The following is a 3,858-nucleotide window of genomic DNA, read 5'->3' as shown; positions in this document are numbered from 1 at the left end:
ATAGTGATCTTGCACGCTCTCTTATATGGCTGTAATTACTAACACTAGACATCAACAAACGTTCAGCAATATTGCCACCCGCTGAAATATCAAAGTTCAATCCCAAGTAGGGGTTCTGATAAACCATACCAAAACGCCGGCTAGCCAGTTGACGTTGCTGAGCGGAATTCAAATTGAATAAGTCGTATTGTTTACCTTCATCATAAAAAACAGCGCTACCTGAACTAGGTTCTTCATCAAAATAAAGACACTTCACTGAGGTTGATTTGCCCGAACCAGATTCGCCCATAATCCCTAAGATTTCGCCTTTATATAGATCAAAAGAAAGATCATGAGCCGCAACAACACTCCCGCAACTAGGGCATATGTTGGTATCCGCCTCAGGCCCCGTTAGTTCAAAACAATCAGAACAACCATTGCCATACACTTTCGATAAATTTCTGACTTCTAGTACCTTATCCATTCACCGCCTCCTTTTGCCTACACTCATTCTTGGCGGCACGAGCTGCTGCAAACTTTTCACAATAATCGCTGTCTGAACATTGATAGACTTTTTGACCATTTGTAGAGTCCACAAATTCATCAAGAAAACTGCTGGTCGAACCACATTTCTTACAGGCGCGACGGTTTCCGTGTTCGTCATCAAAATCTTCTACACGAAACGGCACATCGTCAAAAGCCAGAGGATCAGCACTTGTGTAAGGAGGGACGGCATAGATTTTTTTCTCACGACCCGCTCCTAGCAAAATAAGTGATTTTGATTGGTGTATCTTAGGAACATCCCAACGAGGTATCGGTGACGGGTCGATCACGTAGCAGTCATTAATACGAGTAGGATATCGATGTGAAATCGTAATCTCTTGATACTTCACTAAGTCTTCGTATAGCTTAACTAACAAGCGTGAGTAATCACCCTCTCCATGCATCTGCTTGCGTTTGTCTTCGGAGGGTTCAACAATTACCAGCGGGTCGGGATATGGTACCTGCAGGACCAATATTTGATCCTCACGTAGCTCTTTTTCCGGAATACGATGACGAGACTGAACAATATCAGCCTCTTCTGTATCCGTCGTTGTGTCGGTACCTGGGCAGGTCATTTGGATAAATTCACGAAGATTGACCGCATTAACTGAATCATCTGATCCCTGGTCAATCACTTTAAGGGTATCGTTTTCACCAATCAGCGATAATGTGAGTTGCAGCCCGCCGGTACCAAAACCTCTTCCCATTGGCATTTCCCGACTTGAATACGGTACTTGGTAACCAGGAATAGATATGGCTTTTAGGGTACAGCGCCTGACTTCTTTCTTTGCATGCTCGTCGAGAAATCCAAAATTGTATTGACTCATGACTCTGCAGCCTCCCTTTGCTTATTTTGGGTCGCTCTCAATCGATCCATATCTGACTGGAACGTCACGTAGTGAGGCATTTTGTAATGAGAGCAAAAGCCCATGGAGTCCACGCCATCGACATGCAGCAATACAAATTCAGGATCTTCTGATGGATTTGATGGGCCGTCTCGCATCCCTTTCTGAAGCGCACGATCCAAGATCGCCATACTAATTGCTTTCACTTCATTGTGCCCAAAGCACGCGCCATAGCCTAAGGTAAACATGGCCTTCTTATTGGCCCTTTGCCCATCTTGCTCATCCTCGTACATGGCCACGACTTCGCATTCAGTCACTTCCACTTCGCCAATTTCAGTCAATTCACCGGTAATCGGGTGAGGTAGCATCACAGGCACATAACCCACACGTAATTCCGCAACGGTAGGATGTATATCGCCGTAACCTCGCATATTTGAATAGGCCATGGCGAGTAATGAGCCCTGCTCTGCCCTAGCCATTGTAGCTAATGCCGCGGACCTCGGAACTGGAAAAACCAGCGGCTCACGTGTGATATCAAAAGGATCATTAGAACTATGCTGTTCAGATTCAGGAGGAAGAAGCCCCTGCTTTCTCAGTTCATCCAGCACTTTTGGAAAGGTATCCGGTACATTTGCCTCAGGTATATCGGCAAACCATTTCTTGGCAATCGTTTGAAAGGTTTCAGGCGACTCATCAAACATTTCCATTCGCATTAATCTAAGCTGATAGTCGGTGGTGGCACCTAACATTTGACCATTTGGAATATCTTTAAAGGCAGACGAAATTCGACGCGTAACACGCATTCTGCTGGTATCGGTTAACGGTGTTTCTAATAATCTGGGAACTGTTGATCGATAAGCCCTGAGCGCAAAAGATGCTTCAAGTGTATCGCCATGAAACTGCTTTATTGCCAACGAAGCTAAGTCTGGGTGAAAAATCCCTCCTTCAGAAATAACGCGGCTGTGCAGAAGTCTTAGTTGATGACGAATCGATTCAGAATCAATCGCCTGCTCTCCTTGCCTCGCTCTAAGGTAATCGAACGCACCTTCAGCACCTCTAAGTGCCTGGCCGCCACCTTTTACTGCAACATATGCCATTAAATCACCTCCACTTGTGTCGTGCGTGGTAATGCAATGAAGCTTTCCTGGTCACATAGAATAATATCGACACCGAGAGGAAAGGCGGAACACCAACTATTTCTTCGCTCTAGCCAGGCCTGATCAAGTCCATCAATCTCTAGTGTTATCTTGCCGTTCACGCCTGGCCCCATCAATTGCAGCTTTAAGTCACCTCGACCAATGGCCGTTACATTGATGATCAGCGTGGCTGATTGCTCCGGATTAGCGAGTGAACCTAACTTAGGGTCGTGGACGATACATTGCTGCCCCTTCGCAATGATGAAGTCGGCAGTCTCAAGGTCTGTTTTATCTGCCTGCAACATTCGCCAGTCACTTTCCGAGATTAAGGACTCAGGATCTGACACCGATACTTGAGAATCCGCCAATGTCGCCAACAAGGGCAAAAAGCCACCGACTGTCTGTCTTGAATCAACCTGAGAAGCCTCAGAAGACCTTCCGTAAAGAAGCGTGTTTTGCTGCCCTGGTCGAGACATGGCATTAAGTAACTCGCGATATTGTTGCTGCTGTAATTGAGGCAGCCACAAGGAATCAACTTGCAACATTGGATGCTTCCTCCTTCCTATCAGAAGCTTGATAGCCTGGTTCGTCATTAGTATCTAAAGCATCTTCAAGAAGCGAAAAGTCAACGCGCGTACTCGACAAGATTTTTCTACGAGCTGACTCCCTTTCTTCGAACAGACGCTGCCCTTCATCGAGCAAAGCAGCAACGAGATCAAATCCGACTAGCTCCTCCGCCAAAACCGCATCACAAATAGCCAGCGTTTCTGCGTATTCAATATCATCATGCATTACGTTGGCGGCCCCCTGTACAACTTGACCTGACTGAGTCGTGATTTCTATCCATACGCTTGATAGCGGAAACTCGCCAAGAAAGAAGGCTTCAGATAATGTGCTTTCTTTCAGTTTCAATGCCCCTAAACCTGACTGAGGAGGACTGACCGGTTTAATTAACCAGTCCTTTGCAAGACCCTGGACTTGCTCGACTAAGTCAGATCGTTTAATCCTGCTTAAAGCTTTAATCCATTCTGATCTAGGCAGTTCTAAGTTCTTTCTCATTTGCATTTCTCTTCTAGATATCTAGACAACACCAGGCAAAAGAAAGCTTTTGCTCGTTGTTAGGCCCAACTACAATGTCTTTTTACGCAGCTTTTGCGAGCCATATTCCAATATTAAAACGGTGATAAAAATGACCAAAAGAATGGTCGATACATGGTCGTAATCAAACAAATCCCAACGACCTTTTAATTCCATTCCAATACCTCCGGCGCCGACGATGCCAAGCACTGTTGCCGTTCGAATATTTCGTTCAAAGATATACTGAACATACGCAATCCAAGCTGGCAGAACATGAG

The 3,858-nt window shown here is 45.5% G+C and carries 6 protein-coding genes; all 6 read right to left on the bottom strand.

Translation table 11 applies throughout. The annotated features are described in order from the left end of the window. Positions 1-463, bottom strand: a 463-nt coding sequence (locus A3762_RS03960; protein ID WP_156493211.1) for an ATP-binding cassette domain-containing protein, incomplete at its 3' end; no start/stop codon positions are given. After that, on the bottom strand, positions 456-1,349 hold the full coding sequence (locus tag A3762_RS03955) for an alpha-D-ribose 1-methylphosphonate 5-phosphate C-P-lyase PhnJ (protein ID WP_068754199.1): 894 nt from the start codon (positions 1,347-1,349) through the stop codon (positions 456-458). The genes A3762_RS03955 and A3762_RS03960, both read right to left, overlap by 8 nt. Continuing rightward, positions 1,346-2,464, bottom strand: coding sequence for a carbon-phosphorus lyase complex subunit PhnI (locus tag A3762_RS03950; RefSeq protein WP_068482039.1), 1,119 nt, complete (start codon positions 2,462-2,464; stop codon positions 1,346-1,348). Before A3762_RS03950 ends, A3762_RS03955 begins: the two co-directional genes overlap by 4 nt. Beyond that, entirely contained in the window at positions 2,464-3,048 is a 585-nt protein-coding gene (gene phnH / locus A3762_RS03945) for a phosphonate C-P lyase system protein PhnH (RefSeq protein WP_068482036.1), read from the bottom strand. Before phnH ends, A3762_RS03950 begins: the two co-directional genes overlap by 1 nt. Continuing rightward, positions 3,035-3,562, bottom strand: coding sequence for a phosphonate C-P lyase system protein PhnG (phnG, locus tag A3762_RS03940; RefSeq protein ID WP_068502217.1), 528 nt, complete (start codon positions 3,560-3,562; stop codon positions 3,035-3,037). The genes phnH and phnG overlap by 14 nt, the downstream gene beginning before the upstream one ends. A 69-nt stretch (positions 3,563-3,631) precedes the next feature. Further along, positions 3,632-3,858 (bottom strand): PhnE/PtxC family ABC transporter permease (locus tag A3762_RS27030; protein WP_369820659.1); only part of this gene is annotated, 227 nt, incomplete at its 5' end.

It is taken from the genome of Oleiphilus sp. HI0125, assembly GCF_001635355.1.
Note: the sequence above shows the minus strand (reverse complement) of the source record. Positions and strands in the feature narration are given on the sequence as shown.